We start from the raw sequence: 25928 nt of genomic DNA on the forward strand, positions 1-25928 counted from the left end.
TCGATGTTCATCCTAAAATCTATTATGCTGCTTTTTCCAACCCCCATCGTTTTAGTACTTTGTTTTCAATCCGCTGAAATAGCAGCTGATCCGCTACTGAGCCAATGATGCCAATAATAATGATAATACCAATAACCAAACTCATATTATTGAAATCAGATGCGTAGGAAAGGGTATATCCCAATCCGGGACCAGTACTTAATAGTTCGGCTGCCATTAATGCCCGCCAGCTGAATGCCCAGGCCAGGCGAACACCGGTTACGGCATGCGGGATCGATGCTGGTACAACAACTTTTAAAAATAAATCGAAGCCACTTGATCCCATCGTTCGTGCTGCTTGTAAATAGATGGGCGATACGTTTTTTACACCAGTTCGCATATTCATCGTCATCACAAAGGTTCCACCAATAACAACGACAAAAATAATCGATGTCTCCCCAAAGCCAAACCAGATAATCGCAAGCGGTACCCAGACAATACTAGGAACACTTTGGAGCGCCAAAATCATCGTGCCTAGGGTTTCATCTGCTGTTCTCACTGTTGCAAGCAGGAATCCAAGCCCGGCGCCGATTAGAATCGAGATGATCAGGCCGATGAATAAATGCCGAAAACTTGCCAATAAATCATAGACAAGCGTCATATCTAGTAATCCTGAATAGATAGCATTGAATACAGAAAGCGGACTTGGTATCATCGATTCAGGCCAAATGCCAAGAAGGACAATTCCCTGCCAAATGAAAAGGAGTAGAACAAAAAAGATGATTCGTTTAAAAACTACCGGCATAATCAAGTTCCTCCCGTATGACCTGGTCAATTTCAGTCTTCAAAATCCTCATGATTTTCTTTTCCCATTTCGCCATATCCTCCTGTCGTCTCGGGCGGTCAAGCTTGATCTGAAAGTCTTCAATCATCCTTCCCGGTCTTGCTCCCATCACCAGCACCCGGTCAGACAGTTTAATCGCTTCCCGGATACTATGGGTCACAAAAATAACCGTTTTTTTCGTTTCCAGCCAAATTTTTTCGACCTCGTCTTGCAAGACACTTCTCGTTTGCTCATCCAATGCAGCGAACGGTTCATCCATTAACAAAATTTGCGGATTCATGGCCAATACTCTGGCAATCGCCACACGCTGCTGCATTCCGCCAGAAAGTTCGTGTGGATAATGATCGGGAAATTTGCTGAGCTGTACCATTTGCAAATATTTATTCGCGATTTGCGATTGCTCCTGTTTAGCGAATTTTTTTCGTAACGGGAACATGACATTCTCTTTGACACTTAGCCAGGGAAATAAAGCTGCCTCCTGAAACACCATCCCCCGATTCGGATCTGGTCCAATAATATTGTTCTTATCCAGGAAAATCGACCCTGATGTAGGTGTTTGCAGTCCGGCGATCAATGACAACAATGTCGACTTGCCACACCCGGACGGTCCGAGTAAAGAGACAAATTCTCCTTCATTGATGGTCAGTTGAATATTGTTTAATACAAGTAATGGTTCATTTTGTTTTTTTTGAAATTGTTTGGATACCCCATCGACATGTAATTCCACCCTGTAATGCCCCCCCCTTTTTATATAGTTTATAATTCTGATAAAATTAGTATGTTTAATGAGAATTAAAATGATTGTAGCATGGTTTTTATATTTTTCCAATAGGTGACTCGCCTATTTTTCAAAAAAACAGATAAAAATACTGTGAATTTGCTTGAAAAATTGATATTATAGAGTAAACCACTAGGAATTAAAGGGACAAGGAAATGATTCGGATCTTATCGTCAAGGCAACAGTTCGATTGAAATGCTGTTATTGATCGAGTGTGCACCTGGCTCGATCGAGTTTTATATGCTCTCGATCAACTTTGCATCTGGGTCGATCAACTTCACACCCAGGTCGATCAACTTTCATGCGCTATCGATCAACTTCGCACCCAGGTCGATCAACTTTCATGTGTTCTCGATCAACTTTGCATTTGGTTCGATCAATGTAAAGCGTATTTTTTCAGTGATCCCGAAAAGTTCTTCTTCTTAGCACATTGTGTAACTAGCTTGAATTTCAACCATACTAATTCTAGCTTTGATGACTCGGTACTACTGGTGGATGAACCACTCAGCAGTTACATGCCAACAAAAATTTATGGATAAGGGAGTGACTTATGAATGAAAATCGCACAGGATATGACACAATTAATTGGGGATACACCCGTTGTGAAATTAAATAAAATTGTTCCTGAGGATGCAGCAGATGTCTACGTGAAATTGGAACAGTTTAACCCAAGTAAAAGCGTTAAGGACCGGGCAGCGTATAATATGATTAAAGTTGCGGAGGATAAAGGTACCCTGAAGCCTGGAGCAACCATTATTGAACCAACCAGTGGCAACACGGGAATCGGCCTGGCCATGAATGCCGCGGCAAAAGGATATAAGGCCATTATGGTTATGCCGGATAACAGTACCGCAGAGCGAAAAAATATCTTGAAAGCGTACGGAGCCGAGGTAGTCCTCACCCCTAGCGAAGAAAAGATGCCCGGTTGCATTAAAAAGGCTCTGGAACTACAAAAGGAAATTCCGGGAAGCTTTATTCCACAGCAATTTGAAAATGAAGCAAACGCCGATATTCACCGGACAACTACAGCGCTGGAAATTTACGAACAAATGAATGGCAAACTCGATGCATTTGTTTGTACAGCAGGAACCGGTGGAACAATTACCGGTACCGGGGAAGTTTTGAAAGAAAAAATTCCCGGGCTGACAATCACTGTTGCAGAACCTAAGGGATCCCCTGTCCTGTCGGGTGGCAAACCAGGCAAACATAAACTGGTTGGCACAAGCCCCGGATTTGTGCCGAATATCTTAAACACCGACATCTATGACGAAATTATGCAAATCGAGGACGAAGATGCCGTTAACATGTACCGTCAATTACCGCAACAGGAAGGGATTTTTATCGGTCTGTCCGGATCTGCTGCGGTGTATGCAGCCATTGAAGTTGCCAAACGATTAGGCAATGGAAAAAAAGTACTATCCATGGCGCCTGACAGCGGTGAACGTTACCTGAGCATGGACTTGATTTAATTAGGAATAGGGGCGTTCTTCTGTCCAAGCCAAAGGGAGAGCAAATGTTTATCGGCGATTTTTTTATCGTTTATCAACAATTCAACTACATTTATCAGCGGTTTTTGCGATTTTATCGACGAATAGGCGGTTTTCCAATTTATGGTGGGCGTCGAACCTGTCCTCGTGTCCCATTTTCGCTTGACATTTGATTAAGTTGCCCGTATAGTATGTATTAATAATTGAATAAATATTTGAATTTATTCTTATCCAGAGAGGTGGAGGGACTGGCCCTGGGAAACCTCAGCAACAGGCGTATGTACTGTGCTAATTCCAGAAGCGTAATGCTTGAAGATAAGAAATGCTTAAACACACGGTGCCAAGCCTCTTCTTATCGACAGTAAGAAGAGGCTTTTTGCTACCATATAATTTAAAATCCAAGTATACAGGGAGGAAAACAAAATGACGAAGCGTAGTTTGGAACAACGGTTAAAAGAAGGTACGGTTATTGCCGGGGAAGGATATTTATTTGAACTGGAGCGCAGGGGATATCTGCAGGCGGGCTCGTTCGTTCCAGAAGTCGCACTGGATAATCCAGAGGCATTAAAACAAGCTTACCGCGATTTTATGAATGCGGGATCAGATGTGGTACTGGCTTTTACATATAATGCCCACCGTGAGAAAATGCGCATTATAGGTAAAGAAGATTTGTTGGAGCCATTAAACCGGAGTGCTATCCGTCTGGCAAAAGAGGTCGCCAAGGAACATCCGGTTGAAGAGGCGCTTGTCGCCGGAAATATTTCCAACACGAATATCTTTGACCCGAAAAATCCCGAGTCAAAGGAACTAGTCCGCAGCATGTTTGCGGAAATGGTAACTTGGTGCAAACAAGAAGGAGTTGACTTCATTAATGGTGAAACATTTTATTATTACGAGGAAGCACTGATTGCATTGGAAGAAATCACTAAACAGGGCTTACCGGCTGTTATCACCTTTGGATTAATGGGCGAAAATATCTTGCGGGATGGCTACACGGTGGAAGAGGCCTGCAAACTTCTTTCCGAAAAAGGTGCACTCGTCGTTGGGATGAATTGTTTCCGTGGACCAAATACGATGCAGCCATACCTTGCCAACATCCGTCATAACGTTGATGGATATGTTGGAGGACTACCAATCCCATACCGGACGACTGATGAACATCCGACCTTCTTTAACTTGCCAGATGGTGGGTGCAGTTGCCACTTACCATTAGAAACAACTTTCCCAACAGCACTTGACCCGCTCTATCATAATCGATATGAACTGGCGGAATGGGCCAAAGAGGCAAAAAGCATCGGCATCAATTATATTGGTTTATGCTGTGGAGCTTCTCCTGCCATGTTGCGGGCAGTAGCGGAGGCAGCTGGCGTGGAAACCGTTAATTCCAAGTACTCCCCTAATATGGAAAAACACTTTTTATTTGGGAATGATGAGACATTGAAGAAGCATAATTTGGATTATCGGTTAAAAGCTTAACGAAAACTGAAAAATGTGAAAGGTCAGCCCCTCCCCGATTGGTGAGGACGGGCTGACCCTATTTCATCATTTAATATGCGTGGTAATGGTAGTTATTTTATTTTCGCACCTGTCCATTCCCATAAATATAAAATTTACTTGATGTCAATGCACGCAATCCCATTGGTCCACGCGCATGCAGCTTTTGTGTGCTAATACCGATCTCCGCTCCATAGCCAAATTCAGCACCATCGGTAAATCTGGTCGAGGCATTATGATAAACAGCAGCTGCATCAACCAGCTGTAAAAATTGCTTGGCATGCTCGTTATCTTCCGTAATGATCGCCTCCGAATGTTTCGTGCCATAATGATTAATATGCTCAATCGCTGCTGTACATGAGTCAACCTGGTTCACACTGATACAAAGGCCAAGATATTCCGTATACCAGTCTTCTTCAGTTGCCGGTTTTGCTTGGGAAAAGGCTGCACATACCGCTTCATCCCCATGGATCTCCACACCATTTTCAGCCAGCTTTTCTAACAGGCTTACACCGTTTTGCTTCAGCCACTTTTCATGAATGATTAGTGATTCAATCGCGTTACAAACGGATGGGCGTTGTAGCTTGGCATTTAAGACAATCGCTTCAGCCATCTTAGGGTCAGCTGCTTCGTCAATATAAATATGACAGTTACCAGCACCAGTTTCGATGACTGGTACAGTGGATTCACGTACAACGGTATCAATTAAATTCTTACCGCCGCGAGGGATTAGCACATCCAGGTAATCATTTAAATGGAACAATTCTTTGGCTGTTTCCCTGCTTGTGTCCTCAATTAACTGTACCGCATCAACGGGCAAAGCACTGTTGGCAAGCGCATGGCGAATGACTGCAACAAGTGCCTGATTGGAAAATTTAGCGGAAGAACTTCCTCTTAGAATGACAGCATTTCCGGTTTTTAACGCCAGGGTTGCGGCATCGACCGTTACATTTGGTCTTGCTTCATAAATCATCCCGACGACACCGATCGGAACGGATTTCTTTTGCAGTTGCAGACCGTTTTCTTTTTCAATGATCTCCAGCGTTTCTCCAAGCGGATCTTTTTGTAACACTAATTGCCGGATGGCCTGTGCCATATCGTTTACTCTGGCTTCATTTAGCATGATTCGATCAAGAATGGCATCAGACAACCCTTTTTCTTTCCCTTGTTCAATATCTCGTTCATTTTCCACCAGGATGACCGACTTTTCACCCAAAAGCTGATCGGCAATTAATTCCAACGCTTGATTCCGTTCTTCAGTCGTTGTACCTGTCAATGCAAAACTTGCTTTTTTGGCAGATTGCCCTTTTTGCCTAACCTCATTCACAAAATCCCCTCCCCTATTTTTGGTGTCTTGACCCAGCCATCACGATGAATCACCTCGACAAATGGCACAATGGATGTCTTTCCTTCAATGACTTGTTGCAGTTCTTCGGATGAACAGTTTACCTCGCCTTTTCCGAGCAAACCTCTGGAACCATAGACCTCTACCACATTTCCTTTTTGAAACGATCCGCTCAACTTGAAGACTCCAGCAGGCAATAAACTTTTTCCGTGAAAGAGAATCGCTTCTTCGGCTCCCTGGTCAACGTAAATGTTTCCCACTGCTTCCGAGTGCAAGGCAATCCATTGTTTTCTTGTGTTGATCGATCTTACGGAATGACTGGTAACATAGGTGCCATCCCCATTTCCATCTAACACTTCCAGCAGTTTGTTTTTGCCTGCTCCCCGGCCAATAAACACGGGGACACCGAGTGAAGTTGCTGTTTTCGCTGCTAGCAGTTTGGATCTCATTCCACCCGTCCCCACGTTGGATCCTGCTTCACCGGCATTGGCTAACATACCCTCAGTAATCGTATCCAGCATATCAACGCGTTTCGCTTGGAAATTGGTGTTTGGATTGGCATCATAAAGCCCGTTAATATCGGTCAAAATCATTAACTGATCAGCATGTACAAAGCCACTGACAAGTGCGGATAACATATCATTATCACCAAAGGTCAATTCTTCTGCCGATACCGAGTCATTCTCATTAATAATTGGTACCATCCCTCGCTCCAACAGTTCTTCCATCGTTGCGAAGGCATTCCTGTAACGCTCCCGGCTGGAGAAATCACTGCGGGTTAGTAAAATTTGTGCCGGTGTCAGGTGATAGTGAGCAAATCTTTCCATATAGGATTGGATTAACAGACTTTGCCCAACTGCTGCTGCCGCTTGTTTCCCTTTGATCGTCACTGGTCTTGTGAGATAACCCAATCCGGAAAAACCTGCCGCGATTGCTCCGGATGAGACAAGTATTACCTCGTGACCAGCTTTTCTAAGTGCAGCAATGGCGGCCACATGATCAGCCAATTTTTCATGATCAATTTGCCCTTTATTATTGGTTAACGAACTACTGCCAATTTTTACGACAATACGTTTTTTGCTCATTCTATTACACCTACCCTTGAACATCCTTTTTTGGAATACAAAAAACCCTCCCATCCTTAAAAAATAAAAGGACGAAAGAGTTTATACTTCCGCGGTACCACCCATTTTGAATGTTTGCACATCCCGCTTTTCTTCAATAACGCTGAAGGGGGCGCCCATGGATTAGATGGGACTCGGAAGGCAGGTTCTATGACTTGACGGTGACGAAATCTCCCAGCTTATCAATCTCGCTCTCTAACACCCCAGAGGTCATATACTAATCCTTCGTTGACGTTCTTTATTATTGTTTCTATTATGAACAGGAACCTTCTCCATGTCAAGAGTAGGACGCAATGTTCTTCATATTCCCACTAATCCTGATCAACGACCTCATTTTCCATCTTCCCGATCTGATCAATTTCCAAGGTTACCACGTCCCCTGCTTTAAGAAATTGTGGCGGATCCATCGCAACCCCGACGCCATTCGGTGTACCCGTCATAATGATATCCCCCGGTTCCAATGTAATAAAATCGCTGATAAACTCAAGCAAAAACGGAATATCAAAAATTAGTTTGTTTGTATTAGAATCTTGACGTTTTTCGCCATTCACAAACGAGCGAATAGACAGGTTATGCGGATCACGAATGTCGTCCGCAGTTACCACCCATGGTCCGATTGGTGTGCTTCGATCATGTGTCTTACCCTGCAGCCATTGTGGGGTTCGTTTTTGCAGATCCCGTGCTGACGTATCATTGCCAATTGTGTACCCCGCCACATAATCCAGGGCTTCTGCTTTCGTAATCTGTGATGCTTCCTTTCCAATCACAACCGCTAATTCCACCTCATAATCCAGTTTATTGGTAACCTTGGCCTTTTCAATTGCGTCTTCAGGGCCAATTAATGCATTTGGAAATTTCGCAAACAAGACCGGAATCTCCGGGATATCACTTTTCATTTCCGCTGCATGATCCGCATAATTTTTGCCAACGCAAATAATTTTGGACGGTTGGGAAATCGGTGTACCTAAGTTCACTTCTTGTCGATCATATAACTTCATCTCATCTGTATGTACGGATATATACTCATAGGCCTTTCGCGCTTGATTCAATGTAAATTCACCCATGGAAAAAAAGTCATTCGGATCGGCGGGAAGCAGGTTTTCCAATACCCTCAGTCTGCCATAATCATGATTGGATTGTAATAACGCCCGCAATCCTTCCTGTAAGTCTGCTACTCTGCCATCAATCATACAACCGATTCGATACGCACCTGGTTTGTTGTTAAACTTATAGCTTACTAATTTCATTTCAACCACCTCGTTAATTATTTACGATATTCAGTTTGGCACGCGTCACCCGCATCAAAATGGACATGGTTAAGGATCAGCCTTTATACTAGTATTAAAAATAATGGAGGTAAAAATAATGGAAAACTGGGAACGGCAAGTGGCCCGGATTTTAGGAGTGCCAACTACCGATATCATGGAAAATTATTATGGAAAAAACCAAGCCAATGCATTACAGGTCAACGAAGAACAGCTTCTTACATTCTATGATTATTTACGTGACGAACTGGCCTTTCCTTTTGCGGCAACTTATCAAACAAACGGCGTGTCAACTCAAACTTCTGCAATTACCTGTATCAAGCTGGAACCGGAAATACAGGTAGATGTTTCGTACGGGATCAGGATAGAATGTGAAAAAGAAGGAGAAAAACTGATCCTGCCATTGACTGCGATCATCGCGGATAAGAAAGATACGAATTATTCTCCAATTCAGCTTTATCAAACATGGGTGCAGAAATACAAGTAAAAGGTTAGCCTGCTTGCCAAGTATCCTCTTTACTAGCCCCAATGTGAAAAACCATTTCTTCACCCTGTTGTACCTGTTCTACTTTGCCAATTGATTCCAAATAGATTAGCCGGGTTAGAATCGCCATAAAGGAACTCATTTCGAGACCCGGGGCAATCGTTCCATATACTTCATCACATACTTGCTGTGCCGTTCGATACTGTTTGGTTTCCATAATTTTCAATACTTGTTCCAGTCGATGATCATGCCGATCCCTAATCTCATTTACCCGGCCCTGGAACCGGTCAATGGTTTCACCATGTCCGGGCAGCGCAATATTAGTTGGGTAGCCGGCCATCAGCTTTAATGATTGGTAGTAGTCATGAAGCGGATTTTCTTCCCTGCCTGCCCACAAACCAATAACCGGGGAAACATGTTGTAGGACATGATCACCAACAAACATGATTTGACTGTCCGGCTGATAAAAACAGAAATGATCTGGTGCGTGCCCTGGCGTCCAAATCGCTTCATATTTTTTATTACCTAATTGAAGGTGCTGACGGTTTCTATAGATCCCATCCGGTTCAAAATCGTAAATAAATGAATGATCTGCTTGTCTGGCAGGCTTGGGTCCTCCATGTTTTTGGACTAAATGAATCAACCGTTCGTTTGCATCAATTGTACAAAAATACTGCATTTCCTGATACCCAAGATCAGATACAAATACAGGCACACCAACCTGTTGTTGAAACCACTTCGCCAGACCGATATGATCCTGGTGGGTATGCGTTAATACGACTTTGTTGATCTTGATCCCTGTTGCCAACACCTGATTCCAAATATTTAACGCTTCCTGTGCATATACGCCTGTATCAATTACCGTATAGCCATTATCCCCCTCCAGCAAATAACAGTTGACTTCCCCCATACCTCCCGGGAAACGAACGACTAATTTTTTTATCCCTTCCGCAACTTGCTCCAACATGTCACTTTCCCCTTCTATTTACTCAAAATTTCTAAATTATAATAAGTTTACCCGTTAATGAAACGGAATGCAAAGACAATGCTCCCTTCGTATTTTTTAAAAAGGCGGCCACCAACATGTTTGGTAACCGCCTTCTGTTTATATTTTTCCTACATAAATTGTTTAAAAGTTGTCCACTCTCTTCAAGCGGTTTCCATCGTTTGTCGAGCAGATTTGACCTTTGTTTAGCGGTCCCCGCAACTTTTAAATCTCCTTCCCTTACACCATTCTACTTCCAAATAGATTGATATTTTTTCCGATACTTGTCCGATTCTTCAGTTTCAATTAAATCCAAAGCGATATGTTTAATGAACGGATCCTGTACTTGATCATACAAATTTTTCAGAGACTGGATGATATCATAGCGAATCAAAGTATAGTTTTTTTCTTGTGTACAATTTTCAAATCTTGTCGTAAGGTGATGCACAACCATTTCCTTTTGTGTTTTGCCCGCAAGACCGACTTTCCAAATGGATTGAAGACTATGTCGGGCAGTAACAATTTTTTTATCCTTCGTCACTTCCCACAATGTCGGAAAGTCTGTTAACATTCGCTTGTCGGGATCACTTATCGCCAAATGAGCTAAGAACTGTGCTGATCTTGACCTTTTATACGGATCTGGGTCGGTTAAATCGTCTTTTAACTGATCCCATACTTCATAGGACCAGCCCACTTTCGCGTTCGTTGCCACCAATATATGGAGATACGCCTCGTACTGGACATTTTTATCCTGCGACTGCAACGCATCAAAATGGGATTGTATATGAGGATCCATACGCAACATTCCTTTTTCAGTTACTTTTCATTCTTATCCGCCAAAGCTTCCTTTAAATTTTCCAACTCTTCTTTGGTTAGCGTCACACCTTTTCCCATTTTTTCCTTATCAGGCGCCCAATCCCGGATATCATATTTCGGATCACGACCATTCCAGCTAATGAAGTTCAATTCCTTCGTCCAACCTTTTGGGGATTCGGAAAGTACTGCAATCGTTTCAATGATTTCGTATTTAATATCTGCCATCTTAAAACCTCCATCATGTTTGGATATTTTCATTATAAAGGATCACACATATAACACAAATCAGCAAAATTTATTTTTGATGGTTAAAATAAATCCAAAATTCGACACGCATATCATATTTTGATCAAATCTTTTAGCGGATCCCTCCTATTTTTCAATTTTAAAGTCAAAAATAAAAAAATAGACTTTTTTGATATTGTCCCTGAATCATATCTTCTGCTCCGAAAAAACTTTTTTATCCCAAACGACTACTAACATTTATCCTTTTTTTCGAATGGCTGGCTACCTAAACAGCCATACTAAGAAAAACGTTGGATAAGGAGTGGTCAATATGGGTGAATACAGTCATTTTCGCTTTGGACAAAAGGCACCAAATAACGGTATCTATCGGGAAATTGGTGAAACAGGCAACAATGTCAATGATCCAAAAGTTGTCAAATTAAAGGCAGGCGAGAAATTTCCACAGAACTCAAATCACGACCGAGTTTGGACATATGAGAAAGGATAAATGGGATTTCAACCATATGAATGGCGGTGAGGCACTGTTCATATGGTTGCCCGTTCTACAAACATCGAGCCTAAGAATTCAGTGCTCCTCGGAAATAATAGGTTACGTATGCTAACAAAAAACAGGAACCTCAATGAGATTCCTGTTTTTTCAAGTTGGCTGTTTAATTCTTTACCGAAAGTAACAGGCTTCAATACTTTATGCCTACAAGTTCTTAAAAAACAACCTTATCACATCCGCACCACCAATAAACGTTCCTAGCGAGCTTCCCAGATTTGCCAGGACGACAATTAACAGAATACGCGTAACTTTGTTATGCCAAAAACCTTTAAAGCTGAACACATCTTCAGACAGATTTTCGAAATCACTAACGTGCGGCCGGCGGAAATAGGCCTGAACAATGCCAGCAAACCACCCCGCGGCGATAAAAGGATTCAGCGAGGTAATGGGCGCTGCAATAAACGCGGTAATAATGGCGAGCGGATGTCCCAGGGCAATGATCGCCCCGAGTGCCGAGAATGAACCATTCCACAGGATCCAGCTAATGGTTTGTTGCCACCCGGCAGCCGGATTCGCCAAAAAAGTATAAACAATTAATGCAATAATCAGTATTGGTATCGACCAGCCAATAATTTTAGGCGCTTTTGATTTGGGTGGACGTTCCGATAATTTTTTGAGATCATGTTCTTTATATATTTCCTTTGTAATTCCAGGAACATGAGCTGCACCAAGGACGGCAACGATTTTTTTGCCCGGTGCGTTTTTTATTTTCTGGGCCAAATACTGGTCACGCTCGTCAATTAATGGTGTTTTTAACCTGGGAAAACCCTCGGTAAAGTCGTTTAGAATCGTATCGATGGTATCCCGGTTCTTCATCTTTTCCAATTCTTCTTCACTAATACTTTCTTTGCTAAAAATACTGCCGATAATTTGTGTCAGTAGGGTCGCTTTCCCTTTAAAACCAATGCTTCCCCAGATCCGGGAAAAGGTAATTTGAATATTCCGATCCGCTAGTACAAGCTCTGCATCAGTCTCTTCAGCTGAACGGATGCCTTGAATCATTTCTTGCCCTGGATTGATACCGAATTGTTTGGCCATCCGCCGCTGAAATGAGGAGATAGCTAGATTCATTAAGAGCAATGTTGCTTTTTTGTCCTTAATCACTTGAAAAATATCGGTATCCTTCCACTTATTTCCTTCCATAATGGATTGGTAGCGTTGCTCATCCAATTCGATGCAAACGGAATCGGGCGCCTCTGCCTCAATCACATCTTTAACCTGTTCCGCACTGTGTTTGGAAACATGGGCTGTACCGATCAATATGAATTCCTTATCGTCTATAGTAAGTCTTGTTATATTTTCCTCCGACATGGTTACCTTCCTTCTACGTTCAGCATGAAACATAATTGTAATTACTATTATAATCATAAACCAGATGGAAGGAAATTAGAATGAATAATTTTGGTTTAACAATGGAACTAACTAATTGGCAATTCGACAATGAAGACAATTCCGGGAGTTTGACAGTTTCACTTCCAAAAAAACGCCGTAAGCCTTGTGAGGGGCTTATTTTTTTTGTCAAATTTCCAATTTTATTATTGAGTACTATTTAGTACTATGTTATGCTAGACGTATTTAAAGGAAATCGAGGGATAGCGATGCGCATTAAAAAGAGTGTGTCTAAGAATTCCGTTTCCTATTCCGTCATCGAAAATGTCCGTGATATCAACGGAAAATCAACGACAAAAGTTGTGGAAGCGCTCGGAAATGAAAAGGAGATCCGTGAAAAACATCCGGGTGTGGATCCTGAGGAATGGGCGCGGGCCTACGCAAAAAAATTAACTGAACAAAAGAAACAAAAAAGTGCGGTCATTATCGCGAAATATAATCCGCGAAAAATGGTTGAGCGCAATCAACGACGCTCATTCAATGTTGGTTATTTGTTTTTACAATCCGTTTACTACCAACTAGGTTTACAACACACGACAAAGACCATTCAGGAAAAATATCAGTTTCATTATGACCTAAATGAAATCCTGTCCAAATTAATTTATATGCGCGTGCTGCATCCTACGTCCAAAAAGAACTCGTTTGAACAGGCACAATCCTTGTTAGAAGGCATTCAATGCGAGCCCCACCAACTGTATCGCGCGTTGGATGTACTGAAAAAGGAAACAGATTTCATTCAACAAACGGTTTATAAAAACAGCCTGAAATTAGTCAAGCGTAACAAAAAAATTTTGTATTACGACTGCACCAATTTTTATTTCGAAATCGAACAAGAGGATGGGGACAAACAATACGGTGTATCCAAAGAAAATCGGCCGAATCCAATTGTTCAAATGGGGTTGTTTATGGATGCCTCCGGTCTTCCCCTTGCTTTTTCTATTTTCAGAGGGAATGAGAATGAACAAGGATCTCTTAAGCCTTTGGAAAAAAGGATTTTAAAAGATTTTGAGTTATCCCGGTTCGTCGTCTGTACGGATGCAGGCCTATCTTCTAAGAAAAATCGCATATACAATACGCTGGGCGGGCGCGGGTACATAACCACACAATCCATCAAAAAGTTAAAAAAACATTTGAAAGAATGGGCGCTTGATCCTGCAGGGTGGCATGTAAAACCAGGTGATAAAGCCGTTCATCTTTCTAACATTGACGATAGTTCCGGGAATCAAACAACTTATTTCAAGGAGCGTTGGATAAAAGAAGGAAATTTAGAACAGCGGCTTCTCGTCACGTTTTCGCCCAAATATAAACATTATCAACAAACCATTCGGGAGAGACAGGTCGAACGAGCATTGAAAAAGGTAAAAAAACCGTCTTCCCTCAAAAAGAAAAGAGCCAATGATCCTGCCCGTTTTATACAGGCACAATACGCAACAAAAGACGGAGAAGTTGCTGAGAAGGCAAATTTCACAATAGATGAGGAGGAAATTCAAAAAGAAGCACAATATGACGGGTTTTATGGTGTATGTACCAATTTGGAGTCCGATCCACTGGAATTGATTCGCATCAATCATCAACGCTGGGAAATTGAAGAAAGTTTCCGCATCATGAAAAGTGAGCTGAAATCAAGACCTGTGTATGTACGAAATGACGATCGGGTCGAAGCCCACTTTCTGACTTGTTTTCTCGCCTTACTAACCTATCGTATCGTAGAGCAAAAATTAGGAGAGGCATTCACTTGTCCCACAATCATTCAAAAATTACGTGATATGGAGGTGATGGAAGTATCTGGTGAAGGCTATGTTCCCCTTTACGAGCGGGATGAATTAACGGATAAATTGCATGAGGTGTTCGGGTTTCGAACAGACTATGAAATTATTCCGTTGAAGGACATGAAAAAAATTTTAAAACAATTGAAGAAAGCAAAATAGTACTCAATTTTTGATCATGAAAAAAACCTTCCAAAACCTTTCAAAACAAGGCTTTGGAAGGTTTTACTCTTTAAAAACTGTCAAAGACGAGATTATAATCATAAACCAGATGGAAGGAAATTAGAATGAATAATTTTGGTTTAACAATGGAACTAACTAATTGGCAATTCGACAATGAAGACAATTCCTTCTTTTTTGTGCTGCTTACATGAATCTGTCCATCATGCAAGTGAACAATCCAGATGATAAGGACTGTAAATCATGAAAATGTTGCTTTTTTGACCTTATGTTTTTAACCCTGTTTCCTTCTCATCAACGCCATTGCCAAAAAGCCTGCTCCAACACCAATCGTTCCGCCAGCACCCGGGTTACCGGCAAGCATACCGATCCCCGATCCAAGGACAACGCATCCCACGAAGGCTAATCCATCACTTCCATTTTTCATGTTTTCCCCACCTTTGCTTATTCAATTTTTTTCAGTTAATTCAACTTGTTATATATATATATATATATATACGAACAAACAACGAATTAGTTTCGTGTAACAATGGACGAGCTGTTCAAAACAGTAAAATAAAAGCTAAACCGATTTGAAATAACCAGTTTAGCTTTCATACTCCTTTTCCCGCCTTCGCTTTTCCATGACTTTGCGAATCACCGGATAAATAACCGGGCCATATTTGATTAACATCCTGATAATACGTTTGATTGCCATCTCCTCCAATATCGTGCAGTTATTTATATACTTCCGCTAATTGGAGGATTTATGAATCGGTTAAAGGGTCCTTATCGATAACTTTTTTCTTTTAAATCAAATCTAAAGAAGGCATGAATAGAAATATATTAGGAACCTTTCAAAAAAATCCAGTTAAAATGTTTGATAAACCTCATTACATTCCTCTCCTGTTGGCTCATAATAACAGTGCAGTTTTTGAGACTCCCACGGCTAAAGGTGCAAGCCCTATACCTTACAGTATTACGGGTGGGATTCTTGAATGACTATGCGTTCGCAGTCCATTTCTGTTTTGAACAGCCTTCAAGATGAGGGCATCTCATTGCCCCTCCTAAGACAGTGCATATAGCATCTTAGGCTGATTGACTACCACCATCAATCACAGGTGCATAACGAATATTCATTGCACCAACTAAATCACGATGTTTTTCAAATCCACATGTACACTTGTATTTTCTGTCTTGTGCCTTATTCTTTGTAGCACACTTTGGGCATGTTTGACTGGTGTAGGCAGGATTTACATATTCAACTTTGATGCCTTCTAACTTTGCTTTGTATTCAATGAATTGTGATAGACGATAAAATGACCATGTGTGCAAGTTTTTTTCGTTTTTACGACTGTTTCTTGTCGTTTCCCTAATATTCGCCAACTGTTCTAAGCGAATGACGGAAATGTTATTTTCTTTTGCAAAATTTATAATTGCTCGACTAACCTTATGGTCTTGGTCTTTCATCCAATGTAGGGAGCGTGATGGAAATTTGGGCAATCCATTTACCTGACTTTTTCGTTATGCGTAGGGTACCTAACTTGTGTTTAAGCAACTCTAAATTACGGTTATCTTTATTAATCAATAAAGCACGAATTGATGTTTTCTTTACTTTTCCACCGACCATAATGGACACTGAAATATGGGGGGAGTCAAAGAAATAGTTTTGATTGTTCCAAATACAGACAGGCTTCTTTAAATTGGGAACAACTTCATATTTATTCTTCTATGCTTTTTTGAAAACACTTTTAGCTTCTTTAATTGCTTGGTTTTTCACTGCACTTGGTAGAGGAATATGAATATCCTTGCTTGATTTCTTAGTGCTTTTCTTTTCCTTGACCATTTCAGATACAAGCGTATTGATGGTAGAGATATACGTTTGGCTCATCTCATACAAAATAGAAGACTGTTCTTTCGTTGCAAGTAGTTTAATTTTAATTGTTATCGTTTGCGATATGCTATTCACCCCCTTGTTTTTTGTTGTTCAACATAGCGTTTAATGGTTTCACTCGATACATTTTTCGCGGTTTATACAAAATAAGAACGTGTCCAAAGACTTGACAAGTGCTGAAGATGAGGAAACTCCTCTCTCAATTTTTTAGAAGTCACTCCTTTGATTTTCGCCATGATATTAGCTGGACTATGTGATTGTGGGAATGATGTTACTGTTTACATATTTCAATCCACGCATCCATAAAGGATGCGACACAAGAACTTTGATATTAAAGTTGTTCCTAATCTATTTCAATCCACGCACCCATAAAAGATGCGACATAGCGAATATCTATCAATCTATGATCCATATTGGATTTCAATCCACGCACCCATAAAGGATGCGACACGCTAGAAAGATAAAGCAAGTAAACAGACAGTTAGATTTCAATCCACGCACCCATAAAGGATGCGACAAGTAACTGGTCTTAAAGCAAATGGAATAGTTGAATTTCAATCCACGCACCCATAAAGGATGCGACTAAAATCCGCAATGCTATCCACAGCGCTGTTATATTTCAATCCACGCACCCATAAAGGATGCGACGCTAAGTACTCTTATAGGCGGAGATCCCGACATTAATTTCAATCCACGCACCCATAAAGGATGCGACGCAAGCAATTTCTTATATTCTTCCCAAGTCGGGTAATTTCAATCCACGCACCCATAAAGGATGCGACTTGCCGGATAACTTTTTGATAAGATTGGTCACGCATTTCAATCCACGCACCCATAAAGGATGCGACCCACTTTTCAAAATGCCGTAACCTGCGATATCCTGATTTCAATCCACGCACCCATAAAGGATGCGACATCCAAAAGCTAAAAAGGATTATGAAAAATTAGAATTTCAATCCACGCACCCATAAAGGATGCGACGCCGTAGCTGGTGGCCCCGTTTTAAGTGTGACCGATTTCAATCCACGCACCCATAAAGGATGCGACATGAAAACAGCAATTTATATACGGGTATCCACAATTTCAATCCACGCACCCATAAAGGATGCGACGTCTAAGGGCAATAATCAGATTGTCAGTTGACTTATTTCAATCCACGCACCCATAAAGGATGCGACAGGATTACACTTGTTCAGGATATACGACAAGCAAATATTTCAATCCACGCACCCATAAAGGATGCGACATACTTCCCAAGTTGATAAAACGATCGAAAAAGTCATTTCAATCCACGCACCCATAAAGGATGCGACCACTTGCTGTACCGTGGGTATTAACCGCACGCACCCATTTCAATCCACGCACCCATAAAGGATGCGACTTTTACCATCTGATAGAGGTTTACCCATGACAAAATTTCAATCCACGCACCCATAAAGGATGCGACTAAGACCAGGAATGATGCTATGATCGCCCTGGCTATTTCAATCCACGCACCCATAAAGGATGCGACATAAATAATCGTCTTGACATCGCTGGACTTAACCGATTTCAATCCACGCACCCATAAAGGATGCGACGCCTGGCTGAAAGTCGTTCTCAGCGGTTGGTCCATTTCAATCCACGCACCCATAAAGGATGCGACTTGCCCTTTTCCTCCTAAATTGCGAACTCCTAAGTATTTCAATCCACGCACCCATAAAGGATGCGACGACTGACAGGATTAGATTCAGCGCAAGCTCAGTTATTTCAATCCACGCACCCATAAAGGATGCGACCTCCCCGCATTAAAAGCAATTCCACGAGTGGATTCATATTTCAATCCACGCACCCATAAAGGATGCGACTACAGATGATAAGCCAAAACAGGAGGTGATATTGATTTCAATCCACGCACCCATAAAGGATGCGACTTTCAACCGTCGATTTTCGTCCGATTCGGCGGTTATTTCAATCCACGCACCCATAAAGGATGCGACGACAGCCAGTCCGTAGGCTCTTCCGGTTCAATGTCATTTCAATCCACGCACCCATAAAGGATGCGACTGAGTACAAGCGTCGGGTATATAAGGAGCGCAAGATTTCAATCCACGCACCCATAAAGGATGCGACAGTCTTTCTTTTCGTCAAGTGAAGATTCATTGATATTTCAATCCACGCACCCATAAAGGATGCGACAACCAAGGGCACGGATCAACTCCGCCACCCGTTTTATTTCAATCCACGCACCCATAAAGGATGCGACGCTTGAATTCGTTCTCTACGGTTGGACCGTAAACATTTCAATCCACGCACCCATAAAGGATGCGACTTACGGTCAACTGACTGCATAAATCGCTTAATAATTTCAATCCACGCACCCATAAAGGATGCGACTTGCCCTCTTTACCGGACTTGCTACCGCTAGAGATTTCAATCCACGCACCCATAAAGGATGCGACTGCAATGAGATTGAAAAGGAGTTAGGTCTGGATGGAAACATTTCAATCCACGCACCCATAAAGGATGCGACTTGGATTGTCTGCATTGGCTTGTCATAAATCTCATTTCAATCCACGCACCCATAAAGGATGCGACTATGAGGAAATTGACATTCACAAACTCAAAAGATATTTCAATCCACGCACCCATAAAGGATGCGACCTTCAACGTCCTGTGCCGTCACTCCTTCGCCTAATATTTCAATCCACGCACCCATAAAGGATGCGACTAAGGTTGACGCGAAGTATGTTGACGGTGAGATCGGATTTCAATCCACGCACCCATAAAGGATGCGACGCTGTTTGACGAGTTGAAGAGACAACACGGTGAAATTTCAATCCACGCACCCATAAAGGATGCGACGTACGCCTTGGTGTTGGCAACCATGCCTTGCCACATTTCAATCCACGCACCCATAAAGGATGCGACGTGTTTTCTTTGTTGTAATAGCTATCCCTGTAAAGATTTCAATCCACGCACCCATAAAGGATGCGACTTGCTCTTATTTCCAAAGCCACATTATTGCTGTTTATTTCAATCCACGCACCCATAAAGGATGCGACTTATGGTCGCCTTACTGTAATTAAAGAGGTAGAGGATTTCAATCCACGCACCCATAAAGGATGCGACTTTCACCGTAAGCCCATACCGCAAATGCGGTGTAATTTCAATCCACGCACCCATAAAGGATGCGACTCGGAAACATTTGTTCTTATTGTATCACAAAATACATTTCAATCCACGCACCCATAAAGGATGCGACACTCTAAGTGCAATTTGTTTTGCTTGTTCATTTATAATTTCAATCCACGCACCCATAAAGGATGCGACACCTGCGATCATTTCGTTCGTTATGACGCTATTCTATTTCAATCCACGCACCCATAAAGGATGCGACTTATTGTTTTCCTGGTTTGTTCTTCTGTTATATCTATTTCAATCCACGCACCCATAAAGGATGCGACCTCCGTATTGGTTACGGTATAGGTCTCTCCGTTTTTATTTCAATCCACGCACCCATAAAGGATGCGACCCTTCAACTCCCGCCAATCTTCCGATGTAGGAATATTTCAATCCACGCACCCATAAAGGATGCGACTCTTTGCGCTCGATTTATCCGTCAAGTCCTCCCGGAATTTCAATCCACGCACCCATAAAGGATGCGACAGCGATTTTTCGCTAAAATAAGGTAATTTCAGTTAAAAACACGCTAACTTTCACGAAAGTCAAAAGAAATTACATTAATCACCACATTTCAAGCCCTATTATGCTTAAAAAATCAGTGCGAATCGCCCGGGGGTTTTATGTGCACTTATGGTTCGCACTAAAATATCAACGGATCTTCTAAATCAATAGATTCCTTTACCCCTATATGTTCCACCTTTGTTTTATAGTTATCCCCAAGCCGGTAAAACCGTAAACTATCTTTTTCCTCATCAATCAACCCCACAAGTTCAATCTTCAAGGCTGCTAACTGCGTTGAGTCAACAATACATTCAAATACTGAGTTCTGCACCCGTTGTCCGTAATTTTGGCATGCTTTTGCAACCTTTCGTAATCGTTTTGTTCCTCCACTACTTGAAGTACTTACATCGTACGTAATTAAAATTAACAATAAGTACACCTACTTCCATAGAAATGGTGGATACTCATCTAAGTCATTTCTTAAAAATCGAGCCAACAATAAAGCCTGCGCATATGGAACTAATCCCCATGTAATTTTTTCACTAAGATATGGATGGGTAATTTTTTCTTGCTTTTTATTTTGCCAAGCCGATAAGAACTTCCTTCGCGCTTCATTGGCCATAATAATAGCCCCGTTTTCTTTTTTTACAAAATCAGCTTTGTTCATTACCTTTTTATTGATCAAGGAGATCACAAACTTATCAGCATAAATCCCTCTTAATTCCTCCATAACATCCAGTGCCAAAGACGCTCTACCAGGACGGTCCCGATGCATGAAACCCACATATGCATCAAGACCTACTGTTTCCAGAGCCGCAGCTGTATCATTTGCCAATAAAGTATAAGCAAACGACAACATTGCATTCACGTTATCCAAAGGAGGTCTTCTGGTTCGTAAGGTAAAAGAAAAATCCTCTTTTTGTTGCAAAATCATTTGATTAAACAGTTTGTTATAAATTAAGGCGGCCTGTCCTTCCCATCCCCTTAAACTATCTAAATCCTCACAATTTCTTACCTCACGAATAACAGAGGATAATTGACTGGATGCTTCTTTAAATTTTTCCACATCAATGCGTAATGGGTAATCTCTTGTCATTCTTTCAAGTATCCACTTGTTGTTGTATATTTTACCGATAATAAAATTACGAGCTATTAACGCAGACTTACCCTCATCATCAGATATTCGGTATTGTTGTTTCCTTAAAACAACATTTCCCCTGCTTTCTCCAATGAATCTACCAAGGAAGTTTCCATTTATTGTTAAAAACATCAATGAAATGTTCTTTCTTGCACAATACCCCATTAATGCAGGGCTTGCACCAGTGTACCCAAACGTTACAACTGATTCCAAATTATGAAGTGGTAACCTGCCAAGCTTTTCTTGTTCCTTCAACAAAACAATGTTGTCACCATCTAATGATAAATAAACGTCTGGTTGTGTGATGAACAATGTATTTAGAAGCTTTTTCATTCGGTAATCTTCCCTTCAATATAACTTTTTACCGACCGTTTATTCATTAGTTTTGGCAAACAAATATGCTGTAGTGAACAGTTTTTGCAAAATGCACCCGTCTTCACCTTGGGCGTATGCCTTCGTTGATAATACTCATGCATTTCCTTGACAACATTTCTTACTTTACCTTTACTTTCCTGTGTTAACGGAACTTCAACCCTATGTTTTATTTCATTGTAGTACATATATCCTTTATTAATTTCACAAAGCAACATTTCTTCTAAACACATTGCTTGGGCTGTTAATTGTAAAATATCTGCATCATTCTTTTTCGGTTTACCACGTTTATATTCAACAGGGTGAGCAATATAATTCCCTTTTTCACCACTAATTTCAACGCCATTTGAATCCTTTATGAATTCCACTACATCGCAAATTCCGCTTATTTTTAGTTCATGAGATAAAATAGGCATTGCCCGTACAATCAGTTTATTTCCACGCTTTTCCCGTATCAAGGGTTGATCCGCTTTTTGATGTAAGTCTTGACCCTGAACAGTCTTTATATTTTCTTCCCATTGCTGTTCAATATGAATAAGCGCCCACTGCCGGCGACAAAATTGAAAATGCTGGATCCCTGACAACATCAGATAATCTTCATCTTTATTGCCCATCAATAACCTCAACCGCCAAATCATCTAGTTCGTTTAACGTAATCTCGTAATCATCAAAGCTTTTTGGATCATTTTGTTTAGGTTCAATGTTTATCAGGCGATGTACCTTAGCAGATGAATATTGTCCAAGTTTTGATTTATGTTCCCACCAGTAAACCTTGTGGACCTCCATGCTTCCATCGGGACGTGCTGAAGATGCATCATTTTCAAACAATGTAATGAGTGCTTGTTTAATTTTATCAGCATCATTGTTGGTAAACCCGGTTTTCTCAGCCAATTGCGTATTGATGCTACCCTTAAATAAATACAGACCAAAATCAACACGGTGCTTCATCCCCATGGTATCAGAACCTTTTTTATCTCCTGTAACGGAATTCACACTTTTAGTGATTTGCATACTTGTGATATCTATTGGGTCAATACTGGTGGCGGTGTGAATCGTTACCGGACCACGTACACCCACAGAAACATCTGACCCTTTAAAAGCGAAAACTTGTCCAAAGCTGCGTACATCGATCCATTCTTTACATGCAGCCTGAGCGAATGCTTCATTATCCTTTGCCTTCACCGCCTTACTTAATTCGGAATTAGCATCCGCACGTTCTTTTAAACTCTTATATGAATCTACCTTTCTGTCATTAGATTGAACAAATACGGATTCGCCAGCGTCCAGTAAACGATTTCTGATTTTCCGTTTAATTGCAACATCGGAAATTTCTCCATGGCCATCATAATTTTGTCGGGGGCGATTCCCGTTTAAAGGGTCCCCATTTGGGTTTGAATTGGTAACAGATAGAATTACAGCAAAATCAATTTTGTGATCTAAAGTGGTCATTGTGATTGCTCCTCGCTATTTGTTTTTTCATCTTTATTCTTTTTTTGGTATAATTCTCTACGTTGACTATAGAAGCCTAATAAGTATTTTCCAGATAACGGTTTATCATTAAAATCATTAATATCCATTCTTGAAGCAACTTCATCAATCATTCCTGATAAGTAACCAGCTCTTTTACCCATACGAGCTTGGTAAGGCTGCAGACTTTCTTGTAAAGTCTTCCAGGTTCTTACCGGATGTTTAGAAAATGAATTCATATACCGAATCGCATTGGTTGCTCGTGTTTCGTCCTGATCAAGGGCACGTCTTTCTAAAACGTCAGCAATTGCTAACAAGCGACCAAACAGATAATCACGATCGTTAATCTCATGATCTAAAGCCACGCTGAATCCCTCCTGTTCTTCCTGCTTATTTATTAGTGCACATGCAATACTGAGCGTCTTTTCCCATTCCCACTTTTCCATGGCGACTGGGTTGGAAGCTCGATAGAAAGCACTTTTTACAATATCTTGTGGTATTTTACGTTCGTCAATAATGCACGGTAACATCCGAACCATTAATTCTTTTACAATTTTTTCATTTACTCTTGGTCCATAGGCAGCAAAGGCGATGTCCCGCGTTGCAGGTGCCCCCCAAAATTGAACAAACTTATTTTGATCGTTTTTACGATACCGATGTAGCCAAACACAACTTGAATGCCATTTTTTCAATCGGTTTAAATAAATTTCTTTGTTGAAATTACGATAATAGAGTACAGCCATTCGACCGGTAGTCGCCGAATCAAGCACCAATATGTTGACATCAGAATTTAAGGCTAAATCATTTTTATAACCATCCAAAGCTTTGGCAATCTCATTAGCAAAATGATCCAGCGTATTGGTTTTTATTTCTTGTTTCACCACTATTTCTGGGTGAATAGCAAACGTGTCTTCTTCCGGGGTTACGATATCTAAATCGTCATTTCCCCACACAAGAAAGACGCGTTGATCGATCATCTTCCCTTGACGATTAACCAGCCATTTTAACGCATTATGAGCTTTTTGGGAGACTTCATAACTGATACTTGCAGCTTCATGACTTTTATTGAAACGACCTCTAAACGTAAATCCACTCGTATCGTTCGCTGAAATTAACTTTGCTTTATCAGCGGCATGCCTTATTTTGTTAGCATGCCGTTCCGTGCTTGGTTGCGTTTTCCCAGTTACAAAGCAAAGATCGTCATCTTGTAATAGCCCATTATAATAACGAATAAATGAATCATATACTTCTTTATCGTCCCACACTTTGGTTAATACTTTATCAGGCGAATAAACATTAAAACGCACAAAAGCGCTTTCCTGCCCACCACTAACCACTGAAAAAATAGATGGCTTTTCTCCATGAATTGCCTCATATTTTTTATTCCATTTCCCAATTAAGTTGCCCTCTTCATCAAGGTAAAGCACTTTTTTTGCAACCAGGTCTTGAATTAAGCGCTTTTTTCGCAGATAAGAATAAATAATTTTAATCTTGTCATGGCCATATGGTGAATTTGCCCAGTTCCCTAGTTGGTCTATATAACACGCAAAAGGCTCTTCTTTTTTTATTTTCCCGCCATAGGCCACAAAATCCCCTGCAACATAACTTAATTTGTCATGCAGCGGATACGGTGCAATTTTGGATCCTGCTCGACTGGCTGAATCCTCCGTACACGGTATCAACGTACTTTCTTTATCAATGACTCTTGCATTTTGAAATTCACCGTCTTCTGTTATATCCACTTCAATATGGGCATTTTGGGTCGTATGCGAGATGGGCAGTAACGTGTACTCTCTCCCGTTACTTGTTTTTTCCACAACGCCCACCCTATCTTGATTCATTTCGTAAGTTTTATATAGGTTGTGTAGCCAACTCATCTATCCACCTCCTCTCCTAAAATTGTTGTTAGTTCATCAACAGATTGCACGTTTTCCTGATCGAAATGTTTTGATTTCATCTTCTTTACCGATCTAACATTTGTGCATGTTTCCGGTCTTGGAAACTGAATTACACCATTTTTCATTACCGGATTCCAAAGACGGACCTCCATCTGATTTTCCCCTGTCTCATCTGGATAATTAATTCCGTGTACCATAGTGCCTAAATAGATCTCATCATTGTCATCATAAAAGCCTTCTCCTTCACCAAAGGTACAGGGCTCTACATAACCTTGACATTCTCTTGTACCAAGAAAGATATCCCTTCTCCCTCCGGCTTTTAGTGAGCGCCTTAGAATGCTATGGTGCTTTTCCTCGTTTCGATCAAACTCCATATCCGGTCGATTCATGTTAAATTCAAAATGCGCTTTCACCTGGTATCTTGGTTTTTTTAAATATGTGTAGTTTGCAAGTGTATTCCCACCACCATATTCAATCGGACGAATACCCTTAGACTCCATTTGAATAGAATTCATGATACGGACTTCGTCTACAATCATTAATAAAGTTGGTTTCCAGTAAATACTTTCAACAATCCCCTTAAGTGCCTGATAGGTTGGGACTTGATAGGAAAGCTTTTCCCCTCCAATTTTCGTTAACGGGTCGGTAAATAAGGCATAGTCTCCATAAAGCTCAAATTCAATACCATTCCGCAATGGATCATCACCTCCATTTTCTAAAATTTTATAACATATTTATATTTTAATTGATTTAATGGATTCAGTCAATCATAATTAAACATTATA

General features: G+C 41.0%; 23 protein-coding genes, 2 pseudogenes, 1 CRISPR repeat array and 1 riboswitch. Of the genes and pseudogenes, 6 read left to right on the forward strand and 19 right to left on the reverse strand.

Translation table 11 applies throughout. The annotated features are described in order from the left end of the window. Window positions 1-22: 22 nt before the first annotated feature. On the reverse strand, window positions 23-784 hold the full coding sequence (locus O2S85_RS13425; RefSeq protein ID WP_269409816.1) for an ABC transporter permease: 762 nt from the start codon (window positions 782-784) through the stop codon (window positions 23-25). Further along, entirely contained in the window at window positions 768-1550 is a 783-nt protein-coding gene (locus O2S85_RS13430) for an ABC transporter ATP-binding protein (RefSeq protein ID WP_269409817.1), read from the reverse strand. The genes O2S85_RS13425 and O2S85_RS13430 overlap by 17 nt, the downstream gene beginning before the upstream one ends. 605 nt (window positions 1551-2155) lie before the next feature. Between O2S85_RS13430 and cysK the strand changes: the two genes are divergently transcribed. Together cysK and O2S85_RS13440 are read left to right on the forward strand one after the other, a co-directional pair. Further along, on the forward strand, window positions 2156-3070 hold the full coding sequence (gene cysK / locus O2S85_RS13435; RefSeq protein ID WP_269409818.1) for a cysteine synthase A: 915 nt from the start codon (window positions 2156-2158) through the stop codon (window positions 3068-3070). Window positions 3071-3312: 242 nt separating this feature from the next. Further along, window positions 3313-3410: riboswitch (SAM riboswitch) on the forward strand. A 101-nt stretch (window positions 3411-3511) separates the two neighbouring features. After that, window positions 3512-4564: a homocysteine S-methyltransferase family protein gene (locus O2S85_RS13440; RefSeq protein ID WP_269409819.1), complete on the forward strand. Its 1053-nt coding sequence runs from the start codon at window positions 3512-3514 to the stop codon at window positions 4562-4564. Between the two features lie 97 nt (window positions 4565-4661). Here O2S85_RS13440 and O2S85_RS13445 read toward each other — a convergent pair whose 3' ends face one another. The 3 genes from O2S85_RS13445 to O2S85_RS13455 all read right to left on the reverse strand — a co-directional run bounded on the left by O2S85_RS13445 (window position 4662) and on the right by O2S85_RS13455 (window position 8298). Beyond that, the gene (locus O2S85_RS13445; protein WP_269409820.1) at window positions 4662-5909 is read right to left on the reverse strand and encodes a glutamate-5-semialdehyde dehydrogenase; all 1248 of its coding nucleotides are present in this window, start codon (window positions 5907-5909) and stop codon (window positions 4662-4664) included. Next, complete coding sequence (proB, locus tag O2S85_RS13450) at window positions 5906-7012, reverse strand: glutamate 5-kinase (RefSeq protein ID WP_269409821.1); 1107 nt, start codon at window positions 7010-7012, stop codon at window positions 5906-5908. The genes O2S85_RS13445 and proB overlap by 4 nt, the downstream gene beginning before the upstream one ends. 350 nt (window positions 7013-7362) lie before the next feature. Next, window positions 7363-8298, reverse strand: coding sequence for a fumarylacetoacetate hydrolase family protein (locus tag O2S85_RS13455; protein WP_269409822.1), 936 nt, complete (start codon window positions 8296-8298; stop codon window positions 7363-7365). A 118-nt stretch (window positions 8299-8416) separates the two neighbouring features. Between O2S85_RS13455 and O2S85_RS13460 the strand changes: the two genes are divergently transcribed. Further along, window positions 8417-8803: a calcium-binding protein gene (locus O2S85_RS13460; RefSeq protein WP_269409823.1), complete on the forward strand. Its 387-nt coding sequence runs from the start codon at window positions 8417-8419 to the stop codon at window positions 8801-8803. A 4-nt stretch (window positions 8804-8807) separates the two neighbouring features. Here O2S85_RS13460 and O2S85_RS13465 read toward each other — a convergent pair whose 3' ends face one another. The 3 genes from O2S85_RS13465 to O2S85_RS13475 form a co-directional block, all read right to left on the reverse strand. Continuing rightward, a complete protein-coding gene (locus tag O2S85_RS13465; RefSeq protein WP_269409824.1) occupies window positions 8808-9767 on the reverse strand; it encodes an MBL fold metallo-hydrolase in 960 nt (319 codons plus the stop codon). Between the two features lie 268 nt (window positions 9768-10035). Then, a complete protein-coding gene (locus tag O2S85_RS13470) occupies window positions 10036-10581 on the reverse strand; it encodes a hypothetical protein (protein ID WP_269409825.1) in 546 nt (181 codons plus the stop codon). Window positions 10582-10601: 20 nt separating this feature from the next. Next, on the reverse strand, window positions 10602-10826 hold the full coding sequence (locus tag O2S85_RS13475; RefSeq protein ID WP_269409826.1) for a YdbC family protein: 225 nt from the start codon (window positions 10824-10826) through the stop codon (window positions 10602-10604). A gap of 331 nt (window positions 10827-11157) precedes the next feature. On the opposite strand from O2S85_RS13475, the gene O2S85_RS13480 reads away from it, so the two are divergent. After that, complete coding sequence (locus O2S85_RS13480) at window positions 11158-11334, forward strand: YjzC family protein (RefSeq protein ID WP_269409827.1); 177 nt, start codon at window positions 11158-11160, stop codon at window positions 11332-11334. Window positions 11335-11538: 204 nt separating this feature from the next. Here the strand turns inward: O2S85_RS13480 and O2S85_RS13485 are convergent, their stop codons facing one another. Continuing rightward, window positions 11539-12705: a TraB/GumN family protein gene (locus O2S85_RS13485; RefSeq protein ID WP_269412587.1), complete on the reverse strand. Its 1167-nt coding sequence runs from the start codon at window positions 12703-12705 to the stop codon at window positions 11539-11541. Between the two features lie 287 nt (window positions 12706-12992). Here O2S85_RS13485 and O2S85_RS13490 point away from each other — a divergent pair, with 287 nt between their 5' ends. After that, on the forward strand, window positions 12993-14711 hold the full coding sequence (locus O2S85_RS13490; RefSeq protein ID WP_269409828.1) for an IS1634 family transposase: 1719 nt from the start codon (window positions 12993-12995) through the stop codon (window positions 14709-14711). A 292-nt stretch (window positions 14712-15003) separates the two neighbouring features. On the opposite strand, the gene O2S85_RS13495 is transcribed toward O2S85_RS13490, so the two are convergent. Together O2S85_RS13495 and yxzF are read right to left on the reverse strand one after the other, a co-directional pair. Next, window positions 15004-15156 carry a hypothetical protein gene (locus tag O2S85_RS13495; protein ID WP_269409829.1) on the reverse strand — a complete coding sequence of 51 codons (153 nt, stop codon included), beginning with the start codon at window positions 15154-15156 and terminating at the stop codon, window positions 15004-15006. Between the two features lie 159 nt (window positions 15157-15315). Beyond that, window positions 15316-15426, reverse strand: a complete 111-nt coding sequence (gene yxzF / locus O2S85_RS18975; protein ID WP_500796416.1) for a small protein YxzF — start codon at window positions 15424-15426, stop codon at window positions 15316-15318. A 113-nt stretch (window positions 15427-15539) separates the two neighbouring features. Between yxzF and O2S85_RS13500 the strand changes: the two genes are divergently transcribed. Further along, the gene (locus O2S85_RS13500) at window positions 15540-15710 is read left to right on the forward strand and encodes a hypothetical protein (RefSeq protein WP_269409830.1); all 171 of its coding nucleotides are present in this window, start codon (window positions 15540-15542) and stop codon (window positions 15708-15710) included. Window positions 15711-15797: 87 nt separating this feature from the next. Here O2S85_RS13500 and O2S85_RS13505 read toward each other — a convergent pair. The 8 genes and pseudogenes from O2S85_RS13505 to cas5c form a co-directional block, all read right to left on the reverse strand. Beyond that, a pseudogene (locus O2S85_RS13505) lies at window positions 15798-16668 on the reverse strand (RNA-guided endonuclease TnpB family protein). A 5-nt stretch (window positions 16669-16673) separates the two neighbouring features. Next, a pseudogene (gene tnpA / locus O2S85_RS13510) lies at window positions 16674-16859 on the reverse strand (IS200/IS605 family transposase); the annotation flags it as partial. Window positions 16860-16886: 27 nt separating this feature from the next. Beyond that, window positions 16887-20250: direct repeats of the CRISPR family, unit length 32 nt; unit sequence ATTTCAATCCACGCACCCATAAAGGATGCGAC. Between the two features lie 157 nt (window positions 20251-20407). Continuing rightward, the gene (gene cas2, locus O2S85_RS13515) at window positions 20408-20698 is read right to left on the reverse strand and encodes a CRISPR-associated endonuclease Cas2 (RefSeq protein ID WP_269409831.1); all 291 of its coding nucleotides are present in this window, start codon (window positions 20696-20698) and stop codon (window positions 20408-20410) included. Window positions 20699-20707: 9 nt separating this feature from the next. After that, window positions 20708-21739: a type I-C CRISPR-associated endonuclease Cas1c gene (gene cas1c, locus O2S85_RS13520; protein WP_269409832.1), complete on the reverse strand. Its 1032-nt coding sequence runs from the start codon at window positions 21737-21739 to the stop codon at window positions 20708-20710. Continuing rightward, on the reverse strand, window positions 21736-22392 hold the full coding sequence (gene cas4 / locus O2S85_RS13525) for a CRISPR-associated protein Cas4 (protein WP_439649407.1): 657 nt from the start codon (window positions 22390-22392) through the stop codon (window positions 21736-21738). Before cas4 ends, cas1c begins: the two co-directional genes overlap by 4 nt. Further along, window positions 22382-23227 carry a type I-C CRISPR-associated protein Cas7/Csd2 gene (gene cas7c / locus O2S85_RS13530; RefSeq protein WP_269409834.1) on the reverse strand — a complete coding sequence of 282 codons (846 nt, stop codon included), beginning with the start codon at window positions 23225-23227 and terminating at the stop codon, window positions 22382-22384. The genes cas4 and cas7c overlap by 11 nt, the downstream gene beginning before the upstream one ends. Beyond that, a complete protein-coding gene (cas8c, locus tag O2S85_RS13535) occupies window positions 23224-25122 on the reverse strand; it encodes a type I-C CRISPR-associated protein Cas8c/Csd1 (protein ID WP_269409835.1) in 1899 nt (632 codons plus the stop codon). Before cas8c ends, cas7c begins: the two co-directional genes overlap by 4 nt. Next, window positions 25119-25838 (reverse strand): type I-C CRISPR-associated protein Cas5c, encoded by a 720-nt coding sequence (gene cas5c / locus O2S85_RS13540; protein WP_269409836.1) that lies wholly within the window; start codon window positions 25836-25838, stop codon window positions 25119-25121. The genes cas8c and cas5c overlap by 4 nt, the downstream gene beginning before the upstream one ends. Between the last annotated feature and the right edge of the window lie 90 nt (window positions 25839-25928).

The organism is Lentibacillus daqui (assembly GCF_027186265.1).
Taxonomy (GTDB): Bacteria; Bacillota; Bacilli; order Bacillales; family Amphibacillaceae; genus Lentibacillus_C; species Lentibacillus_C daqui.

Bases quoted from the DNA above. Each gene is read 5' to 3' on its own strand.
- proB (WP_269409821.1), bottom strand. From the start codon at position 7,012: ATGAGCAAAAAACGTATTGTCGTAAAAATTGGCAGTAGTTCGTTAACC.
- yxzF (WP_500796416.1), bottom strand. From the start codon at position 15,426: ATGGCAATCAAACGTATTATCAGGATGTTAATCAAATATGGCCCGGTT.
- O2S85_RS13480 (WP_269409827.1), top strand. From the start codon at position 11,158: ATGGGTGAATACAGTCATTTTCGCTTTGGACAAAAGGCACCAAATAAC.
- O2S85_RS13465 (WP_269409824.1), bottom strand. From the start codon at position 9,767: ATGTTGGAGCAAGTTGCGGAAGGGATAAAAAAATTAGTCGTTCGTTTC.
- O2S85_RS13495 (WP_269409829.1), bottom strand. From the start codon at position 15,156: ATGAAAAATGGAAGTGATGGATTAGCCTTCGTGGGATGCGTTGTCCTT.
- O2S85_RS13425 (WP_269409816.1), bottom strand. From the start codon at position 784: ATGCCGGTAGTTTTTAAACGAATCATCTTTTTTGTTCTACTCCTTTTC.
- O2S85_RS13500 (WP_269409830.1), top strand. From the start codon at position 15,540: ATGAATAGAAATATATTAGGAACCTTTCAAAAAAATCCAGTTAAAATG.
- O2S85_RS13460 (WP_269409823.1), top strand. From the start codon at position 8,417: ATGGAAAACTGGGAACGGCAAGTGGCCCGGATTTTAGGAGTGCCAACT.
- cas4 (WP_439649407.1), bottom strand. From the start codon at position 22,392: ATGGGCAATAAAGATGAAGATTATCTGATGTTGTCAGGGATCCAGCAT.
- cas1c (WP_269409832.1), bottom strand. From the start codon at position 21,739: ATGAAAAAGCTTCTAAATACATTGTTCATCACACAACCAGACGTTTAT.
- O2S85_RS13470 (WP_269409825.1), bottom strand. From the start codon at position 10,581: ATGGATCCTCATATACAATCCCATTTTGATGCGTTGCAGTCGCAGGAT.
- cysK (WP_269409818.1), top strand. From the start codon at position 2,156: ATGAAAATCGCACAGGATATGACACAATTAATTGGGGATACACCCGTT.
- O2S85_RS13485 (WP_269412587.1), bottom strand. From the start codon at position 12,705: ATGTCGGAGGAAAATATAACAAGACTTACTATAGACGATAAGGAATTC.
- cas7c (WP_269409834.1), bottom strand. From the start codon at position 23,227: ATGACCACTTTAGATCACAAAATTGATTTTGCTGTAATTCTATCTGTT.
- O2S85_RS13490 (WP_269409828.1), top strand. From the start codon at position 12,993: ATGCGCATTAAAAAGAGTGTGTCTAAGAATTCCGTTTCCTATTCCGTC.
- O2S85_RS13440 (WP_269409819.1), top strand. From the start codon at position 3,512: ATGACGAAGCGTAGTTTGGAACAACGGTTAAAAGAAGGTACGGTTATT.
- cas8c (WP_269409835.1), bottom strand. From the start codon at position 25,122: ATGAGTTGGCTACACAACCTATATAAAACTTACGAAATGAATCAAGAT.
- O2S85_RS13475 (WP_269409826.1), bottom strand. From the start codon at position 10,826: ATGGCAGATATTAAATACGAAATCATTGAAACGATTGCAGTACTTTCC.
- O2S85_RS13455 (WP_269409822.1), bottom strand. From the start codon at position 8,298: ATGAAATTAGTAAGCTATAAGTTTAACAACAAACCAGGTGCGTATCGA.